The organism is Vibrio sp. SCSIO 43135 (assembly GCF_023716665.1).
In the GTDB taxonomy this organism is placed as follows: Bacteria; Pseudomonadota; Gammaproteobacteria; order Enterobacterales; family Vibrionaceae; genus Vibrio; species Vibrio paucivorans.
On record NZ_CP071860.1, the window covers coordinates 368876 to 391465 of the forward strand.

General features: G+C 45.6%; 23 protein-coding genes. 13 read left to right on the forward strand and 10 right to left on the reverse strand.

Annotated elements, in window-relative coordinates; translation table 11 throughout:
* Positions 1–147 precede the first annotated feature (147 nt).
* The 4 genes from J4N42_RS16070 to J4N42_RS16085 form a co-directional block, all read right to left on the reverse strand.
* Positions 148–882 (reverse strand): DsbA family protein, encoded by a 735-nt coding sequence (locus tag J4N42_RS16070; protein ID WP_252033413.1) that lies wholly within the window; start codon positions 880–882, stop codon positions 148–150.
* A 32-nt stretch (positions 883–914) separates the two neighbouring features.
* The gene (locus J4N42_RS16075; protein ID WP_252033415.1) at positions 915–1439 is read right to left on the reverse strand and encodes a protein disulfide oxidoreductase; all 525 of its coding nucleotides are present in this window, start codon (positions 1437–1439) and stop codon (positions 915–917) included.
* Positions 1440–1443: 4 nt separating this feature from the next.
* Positions 1444–3531: a protein-disulfide reductase DsbD family protein gene (locus J4N42_RS16080; RefSeq protein ID WP_252033417.1), complete on the reverse strand. Its 2088-nt coding sequence runs from the start codon at positions 3529–3531 to the stop codon at positions 1444–1446.
* Between the two features lie 320 nt (positions 3532–3851).
* Positions 3852–4232 carry a hypothetical protein gene (locus J4N42_RS16085; protein ID WP_252033419.1) on the reverse strand — a complete coding sequence of 127 codons (381 nt, stop codon included), beginning with the start codon at positions 4230–4232 and terminating at the stop codon, positions 3852–3854.
* A 445-nt stretch (positions 4233–4677) separates the two neighbouring features.
* Here J4N42_RS16085 and J4N42_RS16090 point away from each other — a divergent pair, with 445 nt between their 5' ends.
* The 3 genes from J4N42_RS16090 to J4N42_RS16100 all read left to right on the forward strand — a co-directional run bounded on the left by J4N42_RS16090 (position 4678) and on the right by J4N42_RS16100 (position 7735).
* Positions 4678–5706 (forward strand): porin, encoded by a 1029-nt coding sequence (locus tag J4N42_RS16090; RefSeq protein ID WP_252033421.1) that lies wholly within the window; start codon positions 4678–4680, stop codon positions 5704–5706.
* Between the two features lie 196 nt (positions 5707–5902).
* On the forward strand, positions 5903–6880 hold the full coding sequence (locus J4N42_RS16095) for a porin (RefSeq protein ID WP_252033422.1): 978 nt from the start codon (positions 5903–5905) through the stop codon (positions 6878–6880).
* Between the two features lie 240 nt (positions 6881–7120).
* Positions 7121–7735 (forward strand): fumarylacetoacetate hydrolase family protein, encoded by a 615-nt coding sequence (locus J4N42_RS16100; protein WP_252033423.1) that lies wholly within the window; start codon positions 7121–7123, stop codon positions 7733–7735.
* A gap of 24 nt (positions 7736–7759) precedes the next feature.
* Here the strand turns inward: J4N42_RS16100 and J4N42_RS16105 are convergent, their stop codons facing one another.
* The 3 genes from J4N42_RS16105 to J4N42_RS16115 form a co-directional block, all read right to left on the reverse strand.
* Positions 7760–8083, reverse strand: coding sequence for an AzlD domain-containing protein (locus J4N42_RS16105; protein WP_252033424.1), 324 nt, complete (start codon positions 8081–8083; stop codon positions 7760–7762).
* Positions 8083–8823 carry an AzlC family ABC transporter permease gene (locus J4N42_RS16110; protein ID WP_252033425.1) on the reverse strand — a complete coding sequence of 247 codons (741 nt, stop codon included), beginning with the start codon at positions 8821–8823 and terminating at the stop codon, positions 8083–8085. Before J4N42_RS16110 ends, J4N42_RS16105 begins: the two co-directional genes overlap by 1 nt.
* Positions 8824–8942: 119 nt before the next feature.
* On the reverse strand, positions 8943–9758 hold the full coding sequence (locus J4N42_RS16115) for an AraC family transcriptional regulator (RefSeq protein WP_252033426.1): 816 nt from the start codon (positions 9756–9758) through the stop codon (positions 8943–8945).
* 246 nt (positions 9759–10004) lie between these two features.
* Between J4N42_RS16115 and J4N42_RS16120 the strand changes: the two genes are divergently transcribed.
* Positions 10005–10637, forward strand: a complete 633-nt coding sequence (locus J4N42_RS16120) for a LysE family translocator (RefSeq protein ID WP_252033427.1) — start codon at positions 10005–10007, stop codon at positions 10635–10637.
* 61 nt (positions 10638–10698) lie between these two features.
* Here the strand turns inward: J4N42_RS16120 and J4N42_RS16125 are convergent, their stop codons facing one another.
* Entirely contained in the window at positions 10699–12405 is a 1707-nt protein-coding gene (locus tag J4N42_RS16125) for a phospho-sugar mutase (RefSeq protein ID WP_252033428.1), read from the reverse strand.
* 343 nt (positions 12406–12748) lie between these two features.
* Here J4N42_RS16125 and coxB point away from each other — a divergent pair, with 343 nt between their 5' ends.
* Genes coxB through J4N42_RS16145 form a run of 4 tightly spaced genes read left to right on the forward strand, consistent with a single transcriptional unit; the run spans position 12749 to position 17160 of the window.
* Positions 12749–13915: a cytochrome c oxidase subunit II gene (gene coxB / locus J4N42_RS16130; protein ID WP_252033429.1), complete on the forward strand. Its 1167-nt coding sequence runs from the start codon at positions 12749–12751 to the stop codon at positions 13913–13915.
* Positions 13912–15543, forward strand: a complete 1632-nt coding sequence (gene ctaD / locus J4N42_RS16135) for a cytochrome c oxidase subunit I (protein ID WP_252033430.1) — start codon at positions 13912–13914, stop codon at positions 15541–15543. The genes coxB and ctaD overlap by 4 nt, the downstream gene beginning before the upstream one ends.
* A gap of 19 nt (positions 15544–15562) precedes the next feature.
* Positions 15563–16279: a cytochrome c oxidase assembly protein gene (locus J4N42_RS16140; protein WP_252033431.1), complete on the forward strand. Its 717-nt coding sequence runs from the start codon at positions 15563–15565 to the stop codon at positions 16277–16279.
* On the forward strand, positions 16276–17160 hold the full coding sequence (locus J4N42_RS16145; protein WP_252033433.1) for a cytochrome c oxidase subunit 3: 885 nt from the start codon (positions 16276–16278) through the stop codon (positions 17158–17160). The genes J4N42_RS16140 and J4N42_RS16145 overlap by 4 nt, the downstream gene beginning before the upstream one ends.
* Positions 17161–17186: 26 nt before the next feature.
* On the opposite strand, the gene J4N42_RS16150 is transcribed toward J4N42_RS16145, so the two are convergent.
* Positions 17187–17414, reverse strand: a complete 228-nt coding sequence (locus J4N42_RS16150) for a DUF2909 family protein (RefSeq protein ID WP_252033435.1) — start codon at positions 17412–17414, stop codon at positions 17187–17189.
* Positions 17415–17433: 19 nt separating this feature from the next.
* On the opposite strand from J4N42_RS16150, the gene J4N42_RS16155 reads away from it, so the two are divergent.
* The 5 genes from J4N42_RS16155 to J4N42_RS16175 all read left to right on the forward strand — a co-directional run bounded on the left by J4N42_RS16155 (position 17434) and on the right by J4N42_RS16175 (position 21648).
* Positions 17434–18213 carry an SURF1 family protein gene (locus J4N42_RS16155; RefSeq protein WP_252033437.1) on the forward strand — a complete coding sequence of 260 codons (780 nt, stop codon included), beginning with the start codon at positions 17434–17436 and terminating at the stop codon, positions 18211–18213.
* On the forward strand, positions 18210–18755 hold the full coding sequence (locus tag J4N42_RS16160) for a redox-active disulfide-containing membrane protein (protein ID WP_252033439.1): 546 nt from the start codon (positions 18210–18212) through the stop codon (positions 18753–18755). The genes J4N42_RS16155 and J4N42_RS16160 overlap by 4 nt, the downstream gene beginning before the upstream one ends.
* A gap of 91 nt (positions 18756–18846) precedes the next feature.
* Positions 18847–19875 (forward strand): COX15/CtaA family protein, encoded by a 1029-nt coding sequence (locus tag J4N42_RS16165; protein ID WP_252033441.1) that lies wholly within the window; start codon positions 18847–18849, stop codon positions 19873–19875.
* A 26-nt stretch (positions 19876–19901) separates the two neighbouring features.
* Positions 19902–20798 carry a heme o synthase gene (gene cyoE, locus J4N42_RS16170; RefSeq protein WP_252034171.1) on the forward strand — a complete coding sequence of 299 codons (897 nt, stop codon included), beginning with the start codon at positions 19902–19904 and terminating at the stop codon, positions 20796–20798.
* Between the two features lie 172 nt (positions 20799–20970).
* Entirely contained in the window at positions 20971–21648 is a 678-nt protein-coding gene (locus tag J4N42_RS16175; protein ID WP_252033443.1) for a transporter substrate-binding domain-containing protein, read from the forward strand.
* Here the strand turns inward: J4N42_RS16175 and J4N42_RS16180 are convergent, their stop codons facing one another.
* Positions 21649–22572: an amino acid ABC transporter permease gene (locus tag J4N42_RS16180; RefSeq protein WP_252033445.1), complete on the reverse strand. Its 924-nt coding sequence runs from the start codon at positions 22570–22572 to the stop codon at positions 21649–21651.
* Between the last annotated feature and the right edge of the window lie 18 nt (positions 22573–22590).

Sequence of the window (22590 nt, forward strand, 5' to 3'; positions counted from 1 at the left end):
CGCTTAAGTGTCAGTTTTATTTATGTTTTATGACTAGTGACTTGAATAAATAGTCTATTTTGAGTTGCTGCTGTTGGTTTTAGTCTCAAGTAATAAAAAATGCCCCTATTAGTAGGGGCATTTTAAGAGGAGTCTCAGTTTCAAAATCTAGCCGTTAGATTCTATTTCCTTTGCGACTAGCTCCTTTAGTTGAGTATAAGGAATAAAGCCTGGGATGATTTGGTCGCCGATAAAGATAGCAGGAGTACCACCTAAGCCTAATTCATTGAACGCACGGTAGTTTTTCATCACCGTCTTTTGGATTTCGCTGTCTTCGACTAACAGCCTCTCAGTGTTGGTCTTTTTCGCAATCTTCTCTAATGAATCTTTGGTATGGCGGCCATTTTTCGCTACCAGAAGGTTATGTACCTCTTGGAATGATTCAGGTGCTTCTTGCCAAACCTTGAGTGAATAGACGGCTGAGTTTGTGTCTAGGCCTTTCACTTGTTGTTGCTGCAGAGGAACAATAATGTTGATGACTTTGACGTCGTCATATTCTTTCACAAGTTGCTCGATACCCGCTTCTAGTTTCTTACAGTACGGGCAGTTGTAGTCAGTAAAGTTGATGAGGACCGTCTTACCATCTGGGTTACCGGTGATACTGTGATCTTTGGTGTTGTATAGCCAATCGTGGTTCTCTGCTTTGGCTTTTTCCAGTAGTGCTTGGCCATCAACGTATTTCGCTAAGCTTTGATGCAGGTTAGCGATGACTTCAGGGTTCGACTCTAGAAGTTTGTTGATATCAGCAAGTTGCTGCTGCTGTTCTTTAGTTAGCTCTGCCAATGAAACAGAGCTAAATAGTAGAGCTGACGCTGTCGCAAGCGCGATAAATGATTTCTTCATAATATTTCCTTAGCTTGATACTGAGCAGAGCATCAAGCGAAAAGTGCTCTTAACCATATTCCTATCGGAGTGGTTACGCCTGTTGTAATGCTTTTAATTTCGCCATCGTTAATGATGACGATTGTTGGAGTTACCTGGATTCCCCATTCCCGACTAAACTGCCCGTTGTGATCGTTAATCACTTCAAACTGATGTTCCTTAGCCGTCATATATTGCTGAATACGCTCGTTACTACCGGACGACAGTGCCACGGAAACAACAGGGTAGTGCTTATCGAAGTAGTCAATGCTTGGGCTCACTAACTTACACGCACCACACCATGTCGCCCAGAAGTAAACGATCACAGGTCCGTCATTACTCATCTCGTTTACATCGATACGTTTGCCATCAATAGTAAACGCTTCTATGTTAGGAGCTTGGCCCTCGGGCATCGATGAGCTGTAATAGATGTTCATTACAAAAGAAACTACCGTGACGATGACAATGATGCCCAGCAGTTCTTTTGCCCATTTGAGCAATTTGCTCGGCTTTTTGGGCTGATCCCCTGTCTCTGTCATGGTGTTACTCCGCTAGTTTGATTGCATCCATTACAACATCGCTATTCAAAATAACCGGTAGCGGAATTCCGTTCGGGTATTTCGGCCCGTAGACGATGTTAAATGGCACGCCAAATCGATCGTTACTCTGCAAGTATTTGGTGACAGAGTCACTTGGCGTTGTCCAGTCACCGCGCATGAGTACGATGTCACCTGCGTTAAGTCGGTCGTATACTGGGTTTTGCAGTATCACGCCAATCTTGTTGGCCTTACAGGTGATACACCAATCAGCGGTTACATCGACAAATACTGTCTTGCCTTGCGCGATTAACTCTGGGATTTGCTCAGCATCGAGTTTTTGCCATGGTAAGTCATCCACGATTGGCGTAGACCATTTGTCTGCAGTAAGGCTCCCAATAATCAAACCGCCTCCGAATGCAAAAGTGACGACCGCTAAAATAGCGATAACGACTTTCTTACCGTGCTTCAATCCGATCCAAATCAGTACCGCTAGCAAGACGCTAATCACAGCCAATATACTGACCATTTGTCCAACGAAAGGTTTCATTAGACTTATTAGCCATAAACTGGTGATTAACATCATTACGCCAAATACCGTTTTCACGGTATTCATCCAGTTACCAGGTTTTGGCAAGAATTTGACCAATTGCGGCATAGCGGTAAACAACAACCATGGTGCGCTCATACCAACACCGAGTGCGATGAAAATTGCCCACATTTCGGCGTAACTAGCGCCAAGCGCATAGGCGACTGCGGTGCCTAAAAATGGAGCACTACACGGTGTTGCCAATAGAGTGGCAAACATACCTTGAATAAAATGACCGGAGTGAGAGTTATTTCCTTTCGTTGCCATCCAAGTATTCATGCCACTTGGCAACCTAAACTCAATCAAGCCTAGCAGATTGATGGCAAAGACTAAGGTTACCAGCACCATGAAGCCAATGAACCACATGTTTTGGAACTGGATACCCCAACCAATGGCGTTGCCACCAAGCTTAAGTAGTGTCAATCCGCCGGCAAGAATGGCAAATGAAGTGATGATTCCTAATGCAGATGCAAAGAATGACAATCTGATTTGCCTTGGTGCCATATCTTGGGAGTGCAGTAAGCTATTAAGCTTCATTCCGAGCACAGGTAAGACACAAGGCATAATGTTTAGAATCAATCCACCAAGCAGGGCAAAGCCGACCATCCAGATAAAGTTGGTTTGGCTAGGCATGTTGAGTGGTGTAGTGGAAATGTCAGTACTTACTTCGCTGAGAATAGACGCATCTGACACAGTAAGTGTGACCGATTTGCCGGCTAAATCCGCTTCGCCTAACCAGTTGGACACCTTGAATTTGGCGTACAGCTCGTTGTCATCGTAAGCGATCTTTGGCTCCGCAAAGTATTCATCGACGACATCGTCACCGTCGACCAATATCTGCGGTTTTTCCCACTTCTGGTTTGTGGTGAGTTTTACTGTAAGCGTCTGGTTTGCTTGATCCCAGTAGTTGGCTTGAGCTTCAACCATACCATTATGTTTAGGGGTCAGGCTCATTCCTTGGGTATATAAAAAAGCGGCATCTTCATCTAGGGTGAGGTCGGTAGGATCAAGTGTCAGTGACACATCATAATCCGTAATCACACAGATATTGGTACACGAAGGCAGACGGAGATTCGCGCGCAGGATTACCGGTTGATTGAAGTCCTCTACGCGTAAGGTGATAGGGAAGCTGACATTGTGCTTGTAGCCTAAAGTCATTACCCCCAGTTGTTCGTAGTAAGCGGGAACTGGCCAGTGCCATTCGATATCAGCGATGTTTTCAGACTGACTCCAATCTAACTCAGGAGCGACACCGCCTTCACCTGGGCTGCGCCAGTACGTTTTCCACTCTCCAGACAGTTTTACATCTAGAACGGCTTCTATTGTTTTAGCTTCCTTGTCTACCTGTCCCGTCGTCATGACTCGAAGCATAACTGGAGGATGATTTGGGTCCTGTAACCATCCGGTTGACTGAGCGTACGCAGTCGAGCTTACCCAGATACTTGAAAGTAGGGTAAGAATAAGCGCGACAAACCTAAAGGGTTTGAAGCCTAAAGTGGCAGACATATTTGTCACTTGTTTTCTCCAAAAAATTCAAACAGGTCGTCCATTTCTGCTTGTATCAACTAAGAACACGGCGCACAAAGAGTGCTGTGTGCATAGGACACTGTGCGGTCAATATTGCGTATATGCTTCTCATCAAAGAAACATGTCAGTGTAGCTGAACAGCAATCTTAACTGGAATGCACAAGCAGGCAATGGGTATCTAAATCCAAATGACGTCAAGGCGCAGCAATAAGAACACAAAGCGACTGCGTTTGGAAATGCCAAGCCAATGGGCATAGCGATCCCTTGATTCCATCTGGAAGTTCAGAGTGGATGAGTTTTTACTCTTGGAAAATACAGTGCTTGAGATGAATACGCCGCTTGGGCTGTATTGGAATGACTTCAGTTTTGGCAGCAACCAAAGTAAACCGAACCGATGTAGCTAATACAATAGTAAACAGAAGCAGTGCTGGTGCGAACTGCTCCCAACCGCTCTGAGCGTGATTGAGTAACTGAGTGATTAGCTTACAGGGTTCTTGTTCTAAAGAAAGAGTGGATACTCCGTTCGATTCACCAGCTGCGAAGTTTTGGCTATTTGTAGTCGAAGTGACTCCCATAGCACCGTTAGTAGAATCTAGAGTGCTACCAAAACAGGCTAACACGACAATCATGATCATAAATAATGACCAATAACCGCGAATGTGTTGGGAAAGTTTACGCAAGTGAATAAACCTAGCAGTGAACGAAGCGATAAGCATAAAGCTTTACTGAAAAATGAGCAATCTTAGCTGTGTCAATGATTTGTAAGAATTCGTTGATGCTAAAAACAGTGTTCAAAATTGACTAATTAGTACACGTTTAAAGTATAAGTCTTGGTGATATTAAGCTGTTGATCGTGTTAAAGAAAGAATGTGTTTTTTCTAAAAAGTGATAGGTGTCTCGAAAAATTACAAGGTGTTACCAGTCGTGACATAAGTAAAAGGTAAAAATAGATTTTTATGAGTTAATTAAGTTGTTGATTTTATTTTATTTATATTTGTTTTTGTCTGTTTTATATCATTTTATGCAACTTTTCTGAGTTCCATCGGTAGAGTCAGTGTCACTTGTTAACCAAGGTGTAACACCCTGGTTGCGGTGGACAACCAATCGTTATATATGGACTTTAAAATGAACAAAAAACTATTAGCTGTAGCAATCGCTGCATCTGCATTCGGCACTCAAGCTGTTGCTGTTGAACTATACAACAACGACGGTAGTACTTTCTCTATGGGCGGCCACGTTTCTGTAAACGTGAACGGTTCTGAAGCTGAAGATGCTAGCGTAGGTACTAACTCTCCACGTATCAACTTTGGTGCAACTCAAGACCTAGGCAACGGCTTCACAGCTGAAGCTAAAGGTGAGTGGGCTCTAAACCTTCTAGAAAACTCTGACGAGTCATTCACTACTCGTCTAGGTTACATCGGTGTTACTCACGCTGAATACGGTTCTACTTACGTTGGTACTCAATGGGCACCATTCTACGACGTAGCTGGCGTAACCGATTTACCAATCGCGTTTGCGAACGATTTCCTATACACAGGTGACGACTTCGCTAAGACTGGTCAAACTCGTGCGGACAACATGGTTTCTTACCGTAACGGCATCGACTTCGGCAACGCTGGTGCACTTAACGTAGGTATTGGTTGGCAAGGTACTGCTGACTCTAAGACTGCTACTGGCATCACTGAGTACAGCGACCGCGTTCAATTCGCTCTATCTTACGCAATCATGGGTGCTAACCTAGGTTACGCATACAGCACTGGTGATGTTAAAGGTCTAGGTGGCGCTTCTGGTGCTCTAGATTACCACGTATTCTCTGCTGCATACGGTTCTTACGGTAACGGTCTATACCTAGCGGGTGTTTACCAACTATCTGAAGACAAGTACGTAACTCGCGAAGAAAGCGATTCTTACGAATTGATCGCAGCTTACGCACTAGCAAACAGCCTAAACCTAAGCGTTAACTACGAAACTGTAGAAATTACAGAAAAAGTTGCTAACACTAAGTCTACTGACCGTGAAGAGCTAGCTCTACAAGCTGAATACAACTTCACTTCTAAGTTCGTAGGTTACACAGGTTACCAATTCGATCTTAAGAGCGAAGACGGTTACACATCTGATGACAAATGGGTTATCGGTGCACGTTACTACCTATAAGGTAAACGTCCCCCTTACTGTCTGATTTCACAGTAATTTGTGATAACGCCAACTGCATAGCGCAGTTGGCGTTTTTTTGTTATGTGATCTGATGCATTTGCATGTTTATGAAATCCTACTACGGTTTAAGTGTTTGATATGTATTGATGGCAATGCATAAAAAAACGAAATGTATAAACCTATATGGACATATAACATGAAAATTAAATTATTAGCCGCAGCAATCGCGGCAACAGCATGTGGTACTCAAGCTTTCGCTGCCGAAGTGTATAACAGCGAAGGTTCAACTCTGTCTATCGGTGGTTATGTCGACGTGGGCGTCGGCGAATATGGCGACGATGACGATATTCAAGTAAACCAAGTTTCGCCAAGGCTGAATGTAGGTGGTACGCAAGATATCGGTAATGGTGTCGTAGTTGACGCCAAAGGTGAATGGCAGCTCAATTACTTAAATGGAGGCGGAACAAGCTTCACTACTCGTTTAGGTTACATCGGTGCTACCCATGAGACTGGTGGCCGGTTAGCGGTTGGTACACAATGGGCACCATACTACGACGTTGCAGGTGTTGCCGATTTACCTATCGCATTTGCTAACGACTTCCTCTATGAAAACCAAGCGATCACTGGCTCTGGACGCGGTGACAAAATGGTAACCTACCGTAATTCATTCAATGTGGCTAAAGACAGCTCAGTGAGTCTTGGTCTTGGCTGGCAGGGTGAGAATACAGGTGTTGCAGATTCGCGCATGCAGATTGCACTAAGCGTTGATATTATCGGCATCGCACTTGGTTATACCTACTCCGGTGGTGACATCGGCACTGTTGATGCAACTTCACACGTTTTAAGTCTCGCATATGGTAACTACGGTAATGGTGTTTATGTAGCAACCGTATATGGGATGAATGAAAACTTTTATGATGGCCTAGAAGAGTCGATTCAAATGGAATCGCTATTCGCGTATGGTTTGGGAAATGGAGTGAATCTAAGTCTGAACTACGAAGCGGTACTTGATGACAAGAATGACCTTACTCAGTTTAGTCAAAGTGCGTTGCAAGCTGAATATACGGTTACGCCAAATTTAGTCACATTTGCGGGCTACCAGTTTGATTTAGGTGATGATTACGGAACGGAAGAAGACGACAAGTGGATTATCGGTGCTCGTTACTTCCTATAAGCGATAAATCATAAATCAGATTAAAAGAACACTGCCTAAACACACTTCTTGTGTTTGCACCTGTCCACTTTGGGCAGGTGTTTTTCTATCTAGAGCCCGAGCAAGTGTTACACACGTTATTGTGGTTTAATAACTTGCGGACATGATCTTACTTTGATCATCTCGCTGACTAAAGTTGTTCCCATATATCTTCGATCGTATAGAATTTATTCGCCATTAGTATGTCGTCAAGGAAGGGTTATGAAAACGGTTCGTGTGGGAGATGAGCAAGTTGTGCCAAGCAAGGTGTTGTGTGTAGGGCGTAACTATTTAGATCATATCAAAGAGCTTAATAACGCTATCCCAGACGAAATGGTAGTCTTCAACAAACCGAACAGCTCGATTACTTCACAATTAAAAGCGTTCCATCAAGAGCCATTGCACTATGAAGCTGAGATCTGCTTTTTGGTTCGCAATGGGCAGTACCATTCTGTGGGTTTGGGGTTAGATCTAACGAAGCGAGGTCTGCAAAGTAAGCTCAAAGAAAAAGGTTTGCCTTGGGAAAGAGCGAAAAGCTTCGACGGTTCTGCTGTCTTCAGCCGGTTTATTCCGCTCAACAACATCGATCTCTCGCACTTGCAAATTGAACTGTATATTAACTGTGTTCGAGTTCAGTGCGGCACTGTACCGCACATGATGTATTCTCCGCAGACCATTCTCGACCAGCTCTCGTCATACACTAGCCTGTGCGATAACGACATTGTCATGACAGGTACGCCCAAGGGAGTAGGAGAGGTTCACAGAGGTGATGTGTTTCTTGGTCGCCTTAAGTGTGGTGACACAACTCTAATTGAGATTGAATGGCTCGCCAGTTAATTCGATAATTAATGCCGCCGAAAGCTATGTTGGTGCGAACACAACCAGCTTTAATATCAGAAACACCACCATACTGCTAATTGTTGTCAGCAACACGTTTTTGGTTTTCCAGGCGATAAGCCCGGCGAGTAGTGCAGCCCATAAAAATGGGTTACTTGCTGAAAGATCTAACTGATTGTCTGGCATAAAGACGATTGGTGCCCAAATCGCAGTCAACACTGCTGGGCTAGAATAACTCAGTAACCTTTGAGCTTGAGGGTTCAGCCTTAACGGCAGTTTAGGTTCGAGGAACAAGTATCGGCTCATAAAAACCAATCCTGTCATCGCTAAAATAGAGATCATAACCATTATTTCTGCCCCTCTCTCTGCTGATTAGGTAAGAGTTTTTCTGCGTAATACCCAGATAACATTCCTGCTATGCTTGCAATCATTAGGCTTCCTTCAACTGCGAAGTAATTAAGTGCCACAGATAAGGCTAAGGCCACCAACACAGAGAGAAGCACAGGTTTGGTTTTGATGGTCGGAATGACAATGGCGATAAATGTTGCTGCAACTGCAAATTCAAGCCCTAGTTCATTAAGCCCGGGAATGAAGCTCCCAGCAACAATGCCGGCCAGGGTGGCGAAATTCCAAAACAGGTAGAAACTGAGACCTGCTCCTAAAGCGTACCAAGGCTCGAATCGTCTTGGTGCTTGATGACCACATATCGCAAACAGCTCGTCAGTGAGCAAAAAACCTAACCCGAGACGCCAACGCAGCGGTAAGCCACTAATCTTATCTCTCATCGATACACTATAGAGCAAGTGCCTTGAAGTGATAAAAAGCGTTGTCATGAGAAGGGTGGCCATTCCCGCGCCAGCTTTCAGCATACCTGTCGCGACAAGTTGAGCTGAACCCGCAAATAAGATTGCAGACAGCGCTTGGCTTTCAAATGGGTTTAGGCCTGATTCAATAGCAAATGAGCCTGCTAACAACCCCCATGGGAGCACGGCGATGCTCAATGGCATCATTGCGACGGTTCCTTGCCAAAATAGCTGTAGCTTGCTCAAGCCATGATTGGAATTGGTGTTCAAAATTGATGTATCCATACTAATAAACTTGGTATCGGTGCGTCTGATTGGTGCATCCACTTTATCGATGTGTACTTAAAACAAATTGTATGAAATTGCCATCTGGTATCTTTTCTTTGGTAAGGGAAGTTCAAAGCCTAGGGCGAACTCTTGGCGAACTGCTTTGGAGTCACTCCCATCGCTCTCTTGAAATGGCGATGAAAGTGGCTTTGGTCATGGAAACCAGATTCTTGTGCCGTATCGGAAATGGAATGCCCCTGACGCAGCAAATTCTTAGCGAAACGCAATCTTGCTTGAACTTGATAAGCGTGAGGCGGGAAACCAAAAGCTTTCTGAAACTGGCGTAGCAAATAATATGGGCTCAGACCGGCGAGTTTAGCCAGTTCTTCCAACGACACATCAGCTTGAGGAAAGTCGTCGAGAAACTCTTTGATCAGTAAGATTTGTTTTTGCGTCTGTGTTTTACTGTTTGGTTCGTGGTGAGATTTTCCATGACGTCCTGCAAGTTTTACCAATGTCCCGTATACCAAGGTTTCGCGCAATAGTCTATTGTCTGAATGTTCTAACGTATCGAAAACTAACCTAAGCTGGGTCGCCATTTCTGGGTCGTGGACCACAGGCTTCGGAAAGTAAGGTGCGCCAACATCTTGGCAAAGGGAAGTAAACTGTTCAGGAAGTGGGTACATCGCTTTGTATGCCCAGCCACCCTCAGCAGCAGAATGACCATCGTGCATTTCATCGGCATTAACCAAGATAATGCTATTTTCAGGGGCGATATGATTACCGCCAGTACGGTAAAATTTCTGTGCTCCCTTTTCGATAACGCCAATGGTGTAGCCTTCATGGCTATGGCGAGAAAAGTTCTGCTTTTTGTATCGAGCGCTAAGCAGCTCCAAGCCACCTAGCTCATCGGCAACTTTAAATTCTGCAGATTCTTTAAATGGCGCTTTCATCGAATGGAGTATTCCTGATTGGTGGTTGCCACTGGCGTTACGCTGGTATGAATACTTAAGAGTGTATATCAGACCACCTGAGTTATTTTGTACAAAATTGCTCTTTTGTGAGCAGTTAATTAGCTAACGACTCCACTTGGGTGTTGTTATGTATTGATTATTTGAATATTTATGGCGATAAATTATAGATAACTGTTTTTTGTTGCTATATCATCTCGCGCTTTCTGTATTTTATAATCAATAATAATGATCGATATATCTATTCTCCCTGTTTATCTAACAGCAGTGGTTGCTTTGTTACTTCTTCCTGGGCCAGACATGTTACTTATTGCCAGCTCAAGCATGAGCTACGGACGTAAAGTTGGTCTATTCGCTAGCCTTGGTAATGCGACTTCAGGGATTATTCTCACCTTTTTGGCTGCGATGGGGGTATCTGCGCTTATCGCTATGAGTCCTATCGCGCTTAATGTGCTCCACTTACTTGGAGGAGCCTATTTGCTGAAAATGGGTTGGGACTGTGTTCGGGTGAAGGCGTCAGATACTCCTGAGCTGGATGAAAGCAATAAAATAGCCAGCGCCTTCTATCAACGTGCCTTGGTGAGTAATTTACTCAATCCAAAAGCACTGGTTTTCTTTGTAATGTTTTTACCGCAGTTTGTTTCAAGCAACATTACAGCGAGCTCTGGAGAGCAGATGTTAGTCCTTGGGCTATTGCTGAATGTGCTGGGCTTAGCATTCAACCTAATATTGGTCGCGTTAGTGGGCTCTCTTGGAAAGTCGTTAGTGGAAAATGCCCAGTTCCGCTTGTACCAGCACAAGTTTATGGGGCTAATTTTTATCTTACTGGCTCTTTGGATGTTAAGTAGCTTTGCAGCATAGAGTGCTCTCAATCAAAAGGCAGCCATCAGGCTGCCTTTTTGCTTTCCATCGTCAACACGTTCTAGCTTAAGCTTGCTTGGTGTTGTTTGATCAATTGGTCCATGGAAGCTTGCGCTTTATCTTGCACCGTTTGATATTCAGCCGACTCGGGAAACGCTTCGACCACTTCGTAGTAGCATTTCAACTTCGGCTCAGTGCCTGAAGGGCGGACAATGACTCTTGCTCCACCTTCAAGATGGTAGATAAGAACATCACTGGCGGGCAAGTTTAATGCTTCTGTTCGGCCACCCGTAACGAACTTGAGTGAGGCTTTTAGATCTTCTGTGACCAGTACTTTTAGCCCTGCTATTTCTTCTGGCGGTGAGGCTCGCAGTTTGTCACCGATAGGCGGCGAGTCTGGGTTCAAAGCAATACTTCTTTGCGCGTTTACATATAGACCATGTTGTCTGTAGATAGACTCTAGCTGCTGCCACAGCGTTTTACCTTGGTTATAGATCTCTGCTGATAACTGAGCGAAGACGACCAAAGCAGATAAGCCATCTTTATCCCATACTTGGCTGCCGATGGTATAACCTAACGCTTCTTCATAAGCGAACAAGAAAGGGCTTTCATCACTTTGATTAAGCATTGCGACATTCGTTAGCCATTTAAACCCGGTGAGGGTTTGGTAATAGCGTGCGCCATGCGAGATCGCGATTTTTTCTAGCAAGCTAGACGACACAATGGTGTTGCCAACCAGCGGACGTTCTGCACTGGATTTATCCAGCAGGTATTGGCCGAACAGAGCACCCACTTGGTCCCCGGTAAGCATTTGGTATTCGCCATTATCTTTACGGGCTGCGACAGCAAAGCGGTCGGCATCTGGGTCATTGGCACACGCGATTTGCGCGCCAACGGAATCTGCCAAGTTGATGACCATATCCATAGCCCCAGCTTCTTCTGGATTCGGGAAGTTTACGGTCGGAAAGTTGCCGTCTGGTTGACGCTGCTCATCCACACTGAAGAAGGTTTTATAGCCCGCGTCGGCGAGAAGGGTTTCAGCCATATCTGCACCTACGCCATGCATCGCTGTGTAGGCGATGATCATTTTGCTTGGGTCTGCATCATTTTGTAGCAGCGGGTTTTGGTTATTTGCTTGGCGATATGCTTGGTAGTAGTCGTCTGTTAGCCATTCCAACAAGCCATTTGCTTCGGCGCTTTCTAATGGCATCAACGGTAGCGGCCTAGTTGCGGCTAACTCTATTTCAGCGGCAATACCGGAATCATGAGGAGGAATAATTTGAGCGCCATTTTCCCAGTACACTTTAAACCCATTGTACTCCGGAGGGTTATGGCTGGCGGTAACAACAACGGCAGCCGCTGCATTGAAGTGCTTAACCCCAAAAGCAACAATCGGTGTTGCTGCAACGGCATGAGTTAAGTACACCTTGATTCCGAGTGCAGTTAGCACTGATGCGGTGTCATGGGCAAACTGCTTAGAATCGAGCCTGCCATCATATCCAATTACGACGCCTCTCTTGGTGGCATTGTCGACCTTTTTCACTAGGTAGTGGCCAAGGCCTGTTGCTGTTTCTTGAATCACCAATCGATTCATTCGATTTGGACCGCTGCCAACCATGCCTCTTAAACCAGCCGTACCAAACTCAAGTCGTGATTTAAACCGATCTGCAAGCTCATCGACCATCTTTTCATCAATAAGGTATTGGAGTTCTTCACGTGTTCTAGGGTCGGGATCTCGCTCCAACCATGTTGTTACTTGTTCAATCATATCGATAACCTTTGTCCGTATATTGATCTGATACTAACTGATATTGATTATCATTTGCGAGAGCGCAATCGTTAAATTTACCCTTACTCCTGACTTTGTTATTGAGTTAATTATCAGAAATAGAGTGGCTTACATAAATAGTAGGACTTTCTTGCGCTATTGACATTCGTTAACTAACGTTAATTAACATAAATATAACAAATTGTGTCGAATTCGCTGTTTTTACGGAGTTTTTCCGTGACGTTACGCTGTTGGAAGCTCGGCGTACGCTTATACCCGCATGGTTCTTATCCAGTGGGGTATGCGCACCATGGTAGGTGCATGTGGGCAGAGGAGAGATCTTTTGAAAAGATTACAGGCGAGTCTTTGGCTGTTGACCGATTTGATGTTTGTTGGCTTTGCTGCGCCAGCGATTTCGGCAGAACAACCCTTGAATATGACTCAAGGTGTCACCGAGATAAGTGGTCAGGTATACGACCTGCATATGCTGATCTTTTATATTTGTTGTGCAATCGCTGTCGTGGTGTTCGGGGTGATGTTTTACTCCATTATTAATCACCGCAAATCTAAGGGTGCCGTTGCAGCCCACTTCCATGAAAGCACCAAAGTCGAAATTATTTGGACTGTTATCCCTATCTTAATCTTGATCGCAATGGCCATTCCGGCGACCAAAACTCTTATCGCTATGGAAGATACTTCCCAATCCGATCTCACGATAAAAATTACCGGCTCCCAGTGGAAGTGGCATTACAGCTACTTTGGCGAAGATGTCGAGTTTTTTAGTTTGCTAGCGACGAGTTCAAAGCAAATAGATGGTATCGAAGCAAAGGGGGCCCATTATTTGTTAGAAGTCGATAATCCCCTTGTTGTTCCTATTAATCGAAAAATCCGATTTTTGATGACTTCTGATGACGTTATTCACTCTTGGTGGGTGCCTGATTTTGCTGTGAAGAAAGACACCATCCCTGGATTTATCAATGAGGCATGGACAAAGATCGATATACCGGGTGTGTATCGTGGGCAATGTGCTGAGTTGTGTGGGCGCGCGCATGGATTTATGCCGATTGTGGTCCATGCGATGGAAGAAGACGAATACGACCAGTGGCTGGCTGATAAGAAGCGAGAGCTCGCAGAGGCGAAGAAACAAGCAGAGCAAGCGCTCACCAGTTCACTTTCAATGGAAGAGCTTATGGCGATTGGCGATAAAGTGTATGTCGACCGATGCGCTGTCTGTCATCAAGCTTCTGGTGAAGGTATTCCCGGCGCATTCCCTGCCATTAAAGGCAGCCAGATTGCCACTGGCGACGTCGATGCTCACATTGATATTGTGGTCAATGGCCGTTCGGGTACGGCTATGCAGGCGTTTGCCAATCAACTTACCGACCAAGAAATCGCGGCTGTTATTACGTACCAACGTAACGCTTGGGGTAATGACACTGGAGATGTGATTCAAGCGTCGGATATCAATCAGTTTAAGCAAGCAAGTGAAGAGTCTAAGGAGGGACAATGAAAACGTCCACGGATAGAAATGTAAAGTCTGCACCTGCAACGGAAGCTGAAGTTGGCGGTAGCGTTCACGACTCTCACGATGATCACCATGCTCCAAGCGGCATTGCGCGCTGGATATATTCAACTAACCATAAAGACATAGGGACACTTTATCTTTGGTTTAGCTTCATTATGTTCCTAACTGGTGGAGCAATGGCGATGATCATACGTGCCGAATTGTTCCAGCCCGGTTTACAGTTGGTTGAGCCAGATTTCTTTAACCAGATGACCACAGTACACGGGTTGATCATGGTGTTTGGGGCGGTAATGCCAGCCTTTACTGGGCTCGCAAACTGGATGATCCCAATGATGATCGGCGCTCCAGATATGGCACTGCCTCGAATGAACAACCTGAGCTTTTGGATTCTACCTTTTGCGTTCTTAATTTTGTTAGCATCGCTGTTTACTGAAGGCGGTGGCCCTGACTTTGGTTGGACTTTCTACGCGCCACTTTCCACGACATATGGCCCAGACAGTACCGCCTTATTCGTGTTCTCGGTTCATATCATGGGCATCAGTTCGATTATGGGGGCAATCAATGTGATTGTTACCATTTTCAATATGCGCGCTCCGGGTATGACGTGGTTCAAGATGCCGCTGTTTGTTTGGACTTGGCTCATCACCGCATTCCTGCTGATAGCTGTTATGCCCGTGCTCGCTGGTGCCGTCACCATGGTATTGACCGATAAGTACTTCGGAACCAGCTTCTTTGATGCGGCTGGTGGTGGTGATCCAGTTATGTTCCAGCATATTTTCTGGTTCTTTGGTCATCCAGAGGTTTACATCATGATCCTGCCATCATTTGGGATCATTTCGGCGATTGTGCCGGCCTTTAGCGGTAAAAAGCTGTTTGGTTATCATTCGATGGTGTACGCGACGTGCAGTATCGCGCTGTTGTCATTTTTAGTATGGGCACACCATATGTTCACTACGGGGATGCCGGTATTTGCAGAACTGTTCTTCATGTATTGCACCATGCTTATCGCTGTGCCAACTGGGGTAAAAGTATTTAACTGGGTCGCGACGATGTGGCGAGGCGCATTGACGTTTGAAACGCCAATGTTATTTGCGATTGCGTTTATCGTATTGTTTACCATTGGTGGGCTATCCGGACTGATGCTGGCGATAGTGCCAGCGGATTTCCAATATCATGATACTTACTTTGTTGTCGCTCACTTCCATTATGTGTTGGTATCTGGAGCGGTCTTTTCAATTATGGCAGCGGCGTATTACTGGCTGCCGAAGTGGACAGGACATATGTACGATGAGCGGCTTGGTTTGCTCCACTTTTGGTGTTCTGTTATTTCGGTCAACGTCCTCTTCTTCCCTATGCACTTCCTAGGATTAGCGGGTATGCCTCGGCGAATTCCTGACTACGCCATCCAGTTTGCAGATGTTAACCAAATTGTGTCTATAGGTGGCTTTGCATTCGGTGTTTCTCAGCTCATTTTCTTGTGGGTGGTGATCAAGTGTATTCGTGGTGGTGAAAAAGCTCCGGCCAAACCATGGGAGCGTGCAGAAGGTTTAGAATGGACCGTACCAAGCCCCGCACCGCACCATACATTCTCAACCCCGCCGAAAGTAGACTGAACTGAGTGAGGGGGATGATATGGAGCCGCGTAATCAATCCAATGCCGAAGCCCGTGATAGTCAAAGCAGCAAACAGAATGCCAAATTGACGGCTAAGTTGTTGGTTGCGGTAGTGGCGATGTTTGGATTTGGCTTTGCCCTTGTCCCTTTGTACGACATCATGTGTGAAGCTTTGGGTATCAATGGTAAAACCAATACGGTCTCAGCGATTCAACCACAAGGTATGGTGCCTGATACCAGTCGCACCGTAAGAGTTGAGTTTATGGCGCATATTAACCCTGATATGCCTTGGAAGTTTGTCCCTGAAACCAGAACAATGGATGTACACCCGGGGCAAGTGATTCAAACCACGTACCTCGCAACAAACCAGTCTGGAAGTTCACTTATTGGCCAGGCCGTGCCATCGGTATCACCGGGGCTGGGGGCGAATTATTTCAATAAAATTGAGTGCTTCTGCTTCAATCATCAACCATTGGAAGCAAAGGCACAGGCAGAAATGCCACTGATCTTTTACATAGAGCCAGATATTCCGGATTCAATCCATACGCTGACTCTGTCCTATACCCTGTACAACATCACGGATGCTGTCGAACCTGAGAGTACTCAGCAAGCTGATGATGGAGCGAATACCGCGCACATAGCCCCATTTATGGGCGATGACTATCTTGAACAGCAATATCCTGAAGATGGCAGTCAATTGGCTCGCGTTAGCTCGACACAAGGAGTGACCCCATGAGTTCAAAACATCAACCTTACTATGTGCCCGCGCAGAGTAGTTGGCCAATCATTGGTGCAGTGGCACTGTTTTTAGTTGCTGTCGGTGCGGGATTAACGGTTCAAGGCACACAAACTGGAGGAGCAGCCAGCGGTTTTGGTACTGTGATTCTGATTCTGGGTTTCGTGGTGCTGCTGTACATGTTAGCGGGTTGGTTTACCAATGTGGTGACAGAGTCTATGTCTGGGCTGTATTCCAATCAGATTGCTCGTTCATTTAGACAGGGTATGAGCTGGTTTATCTTCTCTGAGGTGATGTTCTTCGGAGCCTTTTTCGGTGCTCTATTTTATGCTCGTATGTTTTCAGTGCCTTGGTTAGGTGGTGCAGACAATAATGTAATGACTCACGAGGTGCTCTGGCCGACATTTGAAGCCATGTGGCCACTCACGACAACACCCAGTGGTGAAACCACTCAAGCGATGCCGTGGCAGGGCATTCCACTGACCAATACGATTATCCTGCTGTTGTCTTCCATTACGCTGCATATGGCGCATGTGAGTTTAGAGAAAAACAAGCGCATGGCGTTGATCGTTTGGTTAGAAATCACCATCGTGTTGGCCGGCTTTTTCCTTTACTACCAATTTGTAGAGTACGCTCACGCTTACCAAGATATGGGGCTTACATTACAGTCTGGGATATACGGCAACACCTTTTTCATGCTGACAGGGTTCCATGGCCTCCATGTATGTTTAGGGACTATCTTCCTATCCGTGCTCTTGTTCCGTGTCGCCAAAGACCACTTCACCCCTAAGGATCACTTTGCATTCCAGGCCGGTAGCTGGTACTGGCATTTTGTTGATGTGGTTTGGTTGGGGTTATTCGTGTTTGTGTACGTGCTTTAAAGAGAGCGGGCCTAGTAAGGACGGACCTAGTAAGGGCGAGCATTAGGCTCAATCCATCCACTAAGCAGAGCGACGATCAGCAGTACCACAACCACTGCGGAAAGCATGACCCGACGGCCCAAGTAGTGGCTCATTGGTTTACGGTTTTCATCTTCATCGCTGGGCTCTTTGACCATTTGAACCATGGCTCTTGCTAGGTTGAATACAATGAATAGCAGAAGTAAAACAAGTACCAATTTGAACAGTAGTGTCATCGCGACCTCGCTTGGCATTATGTTGAAAAGTAAACAGTTTTGGTTTGGTTTAATAGTAACTGTGGTCGTATTTAGCGTATTGGTCAAACTGGGCTTCTGGCAGTTGGCTAGAGGGGAAGATAAGCAAACAATGGAAGTTCAGCTCGCAAACTATCAATCTAAGCCGGCAATACCTTTGGCGGAGTTCTTACAAATACAGCAAGGATGGCAAAGCGGGGCAGTCAGTCTCGATTTAGTCGGGATGAAAATATGGGCGGAGCTTGAGCCTGTGCCAAACGCTTATGTGTATTTAGACAACCAAACCTACCGAGCAGAGCCAAGTGGCCCGAGTAAAGTAGGGTATTTGGCTCTGCAGGTAATGCGCAGTCGTAGCGGTCAATACTTGTTGGTCGAACGCGGGTTCATTGCTGCGATGCGTGATAGGCGCACTTTGCCTTCCATAAGTTGGCTAGATACGCCCCATAAGCTTGAGGGGCGAGTCTATACTCGCTCACACAACCCGTTGAGTTCGGATATCCAGAGTGAATTTATGCAGGGTATATATAGAATTCAAAACCTCAATATTGAGCAGTTATCTACCTTATTTGGTGTGCCTTTGGCGGCATATGTACTGCAACCTCAGCAAGATGATTGGCCCTATTCACAGCCTTGGAAGCCAGTACCAATGAAATCGACTAAGCACTATGGCTACGCTTTTCAATGGTTTTCGATGGCATTAGCACTGTGCATTTTGTCGAGTTGGGTGACTTATAAGTATCTGAAAAGGATCACTCGCGATCAGCAAGGAGAGCGACAATGAATCAGAAATTGAGAGGCCGCTTGTTACTACTGGGCCTTGTATTTACTTTCGCAATGCCGGCTTTGATTGCGAAGCTTGTACTCAGCAATCACTGGTACCAAGAGGGAGTAACGAACAAAGGAACCTTGCTTGAACCTTCCGTTTCTTATCAATCTTTGGGGGTGAATAACCCGCTTGATAAGAAGTCATGGCAACTTGCGTATTTAGTCCCGGACAATTGTGATGATTTTTGTGTGCAGCAGCTGTATTTGTTGGGGCAAAGCCACCTAGCATTAGGAAAATATCAAACAAGGGTCACACCTGTCATTTTACTCTCTGAGAAAAGTGATACTACAATAATAAAAGACTATGAATTTCAGGTGATTACCATTAATGAAAGTTTTAATGAGCAAGTAAAAGCGTCTGACTATGTCATCGTTGATCCGCTTGGTCAGCTTGTGATGCGGTATCCTAAAGTTGATGCCGAGCAGGCGTTGGTGCCACAAAGCAAAGGGTTGCTGGCTGACTTAAGGAAACTGCTAAAGCTATCTCGTGTTGGGTGATAGCGCTTGACACGAGTAGATTGACGATGTAGTGGATAGCTCGATCTTCCGGACTCATTTAGCCAAAGTGAACGTATAGCAAGGAGAGCATATGAATTTGGTGATGTTGGTTAGGTTCAGTCTCATTCTCACGTTTGTCGTCATCATTCTTGGTGCGTACACGAGGCTTGCCGATGCAGGTTTAGGCTGCCCTGACTGGCCTGGGTGTTATGGTCAATTGACTGTGCCAACGGATGCGAAAGAGTTGCTACAAGCCAATCAACGTTACCCAGATCTTACTGTAGAGCCTGACAAAGCATGGCTTGAAATGATTCACCGCTATTTTGCAGGCACACTTGGCTTGGCAATTTTCGCTATTCTAGCCGTGTGTGTAATGAACCGGGCTCAGCGCCCTCAAACTCCTCTCTATCTCCCCTTAGCTTTGTGCGCGATTGTGGTATTTCAAGCATTACTTGGTATGTGGACCGTCACCTTGAAACTGATGCCAATAGTCGTAATGGGGCACTTGCTGGGGGGCTTCACACTTTTGTGTGGCTTAGCTCTACTCTATTGGTGCCTGATTAAAGATGAGATGCCAATCGATCATTTAGCCATACCTCCCATGCTTCGACCGCTTGCTGTTGTCACCCTAATGGTTGTGATTGCTCAAATAGCGCTCGGGGGGTGGACGTCATCGAATTATGCAGCCCTTATGTGTACAGCGTTACCTATTTGTGAAGGTAACTGGATGACTTATCTCGATTTCGGTACCGCATTTAAGCTGATTCAGCCAGGGCATGACTCCTATGAGTTTGGGGTCTTGGATTACGGTGCTCGAATGACGATTCATGTCAGCCATCGAATAGGTGCGATGGTCACGACCATGGTGGCTCTGATATTGGTGCGCCAATGTTTCGCTCAACCCATCCCTGAGCTCAATCGTATGGGGTGGCGGATTTTGGTGGTATTAACGTTGCAAATATTACTCGGCATTAGCAACGTGGCGTTTAGCTTACCGTTAGCGGTTGCAGTCGCACATAACTTGGTCGCGGCATTGCTGCTACTTTCGGTGTTGCACGTTAATTTCTTGCTTTGGCACCCCAATGAAGCGATCGAATTGAACAAGGAGAGAATCTCATGAGTAAATCAGCGACACTTCCTCAAGCGATGAATCGTGAGCAGACCCGTTCAAAAATCGTGACTGACGCACCATGGCGAACTTATCTCACACTAACCAAACCTAAAGTGGTCGCATTGATGCTACTCACGGCACTTGTCGGTATGTGTTTGGCTGTCCCGGGTGCACTGCCTGTGCAAGCAACGATATTAGGGCTGTCTGGGATAGGCTTAATGGCAGGCTCAGCGGCGGCGTTTAATCATTTAATCGACCGACGAATAGACGCAATTATGGCAAGAACTCACAAGCGTCCGTTGCCGTCTGGGGATATTAAAGCGTCTAGAGTATTTATATTTGCGTTGTCCATTGGGGTTGTGGGCTTTGGCATATTAATGGTGGGAGTGAATGCACTCACTGCATGGCTGACTTTCGCTAGTCTACTTGGTTACGCTGTGGTGTATACCCTGTACCTCAAACGCGCCACACCACAGAATATTGTTATTGCTGGTATTGCAGGAGCAATGCCTCCTTTACTCGGTTGGACAGCGGTCACTGGGGAGCTACATGCCCACGCCTGGTTACTGGTTATGATCATTTTTATTTGGACACCGCCGCATTTCTGGGCGCTGGCTATCCATCGTAGGGAAGATTACGCCAAAGCGGATATTCCAATGCTACCTGTGACTCACGGCGTCGAATACACCAAAACATCCATACTGCTTTATACCGTCTTGCTTGCATTGATTGTGCTGTTTCCTGTTTTAGTCGGTATGAGCGGCGGCTTGTATTTAGCTATTTCTAGTGTATTGAGTGCTGGTTTCATCTATTCAGCGTGGGAGCTCAAATACCATGCACATGATAAGTCTGCGATTGGTACGTTCAAATTCTCCATCTATCACTTAATGCTGTTGTTTATTGCGTTACTGCTGGATCACTACTTGATGTAGTGTTGGATGTGCACTATTGGTTTAGTTTGGTACTTATTGCTCAAGAACAATGCGAGTGAGACTACTAAACTTCAGTCTTTTCTGAGGCTGTTGATGTTAATGTCAGTAACTTTGACCGGCGTGCAGTAACAGCTGTGTACAACGGAATATGTGCAATCGAAGGAGGAAGCACTTGCGATTATCAGGTTTGAAATATCTGTATTTCTTGGTGCTTTGGCTGCCATTTTATGTGTTTGCCGAGTCAAATAAAGACAGATATTCAGTTGTCGCAATAGATTACCCGCCTTTTACTTCGCCAGACCTAGAAGATGGAGGCATTGCTTTTCGTCTGCTGAAGGAAAAATTGTCTCATGTAGACTCCAGCATGCTTATTCCCATTTTCCTGCCACCTAAACGTGCTCTACAAACCCTGGAAAATCCGGGGTGGTGTATGAGCTTCTACCCACCACCTAAATCACAACGTTCGCAGTTCGTAAGTTTGTCTAGCCAAGTGGTTCAACTGGGGTTATTCAGGATCAAGCAAACTGGTGCGTTTTATTGGCAATCTTTGTCTGAATTGTCTGGTCAATCTGTCGCGTTAATACGAACCGACCTTGAAGGCCCATTTGCGAAACAGTTTATTCAAGCTGGCATGGAGGTAATGCTGGTGGACAACTTAGAGGTTGGTTTAGAGCTTCTTTTAAAACAGCGGGTCGATTATACCTTCGGGGATAAGCAGTTTCTTAATGAGGTACAACAAAGCAATCCTACAAAAGATCTAAGTAGTGTCGAGTTTTCATCGACTTATATACTTGAAACGCAGATCGGTGTGTATGTTGAGCCTCGATGTCAGATGCTGTTTACCCGATAACTAGCGTTGGGGTGACTGGTGGCTAGATGTAACGGCTTCTAATCGCTTAAACAGAAGAGAGAGTGTAAGGCACAGCACCAAATAACACGCGCCCACCAATAACCAAATCTCAAAGATCAGCCCTGATGAGTTGGCGATCTCTGTTCCGACGAAGGTCATCTCTTGAATCGAAATTAGCGAGACGATTGAAGTATCTTTGATAAGTGAAATCGCTTGTCCAGCTATGGCTGGAGTGATTGCCGAGAGGACTTGAGGTGCGATAACGTAGCGATACTTTGACCACGTTGACAACCCAAGCGAGTGTGATGCTTCCCATTGTCCTTTTTCAATGCCAGCAAGACCAGAGCGTACGATTTCTGCGATATAGGCTGAAGAAAGTAACCCAATGCAGAGCACGCCAGAGAGTAGGTTTTCCCACAAATTCGCTGAGCCGAACAGAGCTAGTTGCCACCACGCAATTTCTCCAGTGTAGCCACGTAGTACAGATTCAAGCCCTAACAATGGAATGACTTGGTTGGAAATGAAAAAGTAGAAAATAAATACGAACACCAGTGGGGGAATGTTGCGAACCAACTGGATGAAGATGTTTGCTGGTGCTGAAAATAATGCAATCTTGCTGTGTCGAGCTAGACCAAGCAATGTTCCAAGCCCGATGGCAAGCAATATACCCCATAGGCTCAGCCTCAATGTCGCGAGAACACCTTGAAAGAAGTAAGGCAAGCTACCATCGGAACGAGAAGTGAAAACCAGATCTAAAGCATCAGCCCAACGCCAATGGTAATTCACTCCAATCGTCGAACGTTGATATAACCAGTAAGTAAAAATTGCGACGATCACAAGCAGCGTGACATCGAGCTTATTAAGTCGAAAATCACGCTTCTTTGCTAAGAGTGTTGGTTGGGCTGATGCCTTTACTACAGACACTTAGTCTCCAATATATTC